Source organism: Pseudomonas sp. P5_A2_2, assembly GCF_054177685.1.
Genome location: NZ_JBGCUL010000853.1, coordinates 1 through 1,914 on the forward strand (window position 1 = coordinate 1; position 1,914 = coordinate 1,914).

Genomic DNA, 1,914 nt, shown 5'->3' on the forward strand with positions numbered 1-1,914 from the left:
GAATTGCACAGCGTGCTGCTCGGCGGTGAGCGCCTGCACAGCCATCCGCTGTCCGAAGTGGAACTGGAGGCGGCTTGCGCGCAGTCCGGCCGTATCGGCGAAGTGTACCGGGTGGCGCGCAATATTCAGGAGACCCAGGCCGAGCTGATCGAATCGGTATTCCCCAAACTCAACCGTTGCCTGACCGGTTACGACCTGGCACACCTGCGCGATGAGCAAGGGCGTTTCAACCTCAACAGCGTGCTGTGTGGTGCGGAAGGGTCATTGGGCTACGTTGTCGAAGCCAAGCTCAACGTGCTGCCGATTCCCGGGTATTCGGTGCTGGTGAACGTGCGTTACGGCAGCTTCATGGATGCGCTGCGTGACGCCAATGCGTTGCTGGCGCACAAGCCGTTGTCCATCGAAACCGTGGACTCCAGGGTGTTGCTGCTGGCGATGAAAGACATCGTCTGGCACAGCGTCGCCGAGTATTTTCCGACGGATGCCGAACGTCCGACGCTGGGCATCAATCTGGTGGAGTTCAGCGGGGAAGACGTGGCGGACGTGAACGTTCGCGTGGCGTCGTTCGTGGCGCATCTGCAGGCCGACACGACGATCGAGCGGCTGGGCCACACGCTGGCCGAGGGGGCCGAAGCCGTGTCCCGCGTCTACACCATGCGCAAGCGCTCGGTAGGGCTATTGGGCAATGTCGAAGGCGAGGTTCGGCCGCAGCCTTTTGTTGAAGACACCGCCGTACCGCCGGAGAAGCTGGCCGACTACATAACCGAGTTTCGTGAATTGCTCGACAGTTATGGCCTGAGCTACGGCATGTTCGGTCACGTCGATGCCGGCGTACTGCATGTGCGCCCGGCGCTGGACATGAAAGACTCGGCCCAGGCCGCGCTGATCAAGCCAATTTCCGACGCCGTGGCCGAGTTGACCCGGCGTTACGGCGGGTTGCTATGGGGCGAGCACGGCAAGGGCTTGCGTTCGGAATACGTCCCCGAGTTTTTTGGCGAGTTGTACCCGGCTTTGCAATCGCTCAAGGGCGCCTTCGACCCGCACAACCAACTCAACCCCGGGAAGATCTGCACGCCACCGGAGGCTGCCCAAGGCTTGCTCAAGGTCAACGAAGTGACGCTGCGCGGTGATCTGGATCGGCAGATCGACGAGCGCGTCTGGCAAAGCTTCGGTACCGCCATGCACTGCAACGGTAACGGCGCCTGCTACAACTACGACCCCTCTGATGCGATGTGTCCGTCGTGGAAAGCCACCCGTGAGCGCCAGCATTCGCCGAAGGGCAGGGCGTCGTTGATTCGCGAATGGTTGCGTCTGCAAGGCGCGGCCAATATTGACGTATTGCAAGCAGCCCGCGGCAAGTTGTCGTGGTTGAGCGGGTTGCCGACGCGGTTACGCAATAACCTGGCGCGCTCGCGTGGCGAGGCGGATTTCTCCCATGAGGTCTATGACGCGATGGCCGGCTGCCTGGCCTGTAAATCCTGCGCGGGACAATGCCCGGTCAAGGTCAACGTCCCGGAATTCCGTTCGCGTTTTCTGGAGCTGTACCACGGTCGCTATCAACGACCGCTGCGTGACTACCTGATCGGCTCGCTGGAGTTCACCATTCCCTACATGGCTTACGCGCCGGGTCTGTACAACGCGGTGATGGGCTCGAAATGGGTGAGCCGCCTGCTGGAGCGACAGGTCGGCATGCTCGACAGCCCGCTGATCCACCGCCATGACTTGCAGGCCACGTTGACCCGCTGCAAGGTCGCGGTCGCCAGCGTGCCGGCTCTGCGCGAACTGACCGCGGCACAACGTGAGCGCAGCGTGGTGTTGGTGCAGGACGCCTTCACCCGTTACTTCGAAACGCCGTTGCTGGCGAACTTTATCCAGTTGGCGCATCAGTTGGGGTATCGGGTGTTTCTGGCGCCC

At 62.1% G+C, this 1,914-nt stretch carries 1 protein-coding gene; it reads left to right on the top strand.

Annotation, left to right across the window (positions count from 1 at the left end; translation table 11 throughout):
* The coding region (locus ACXRVY_RS26540) for an FAD-binding and (Fe-S)-binding domain-containing protein (protein WP_458238678.1) at positions 1-1,914 on the top strand (1,914 nt) is incomplete at both ends.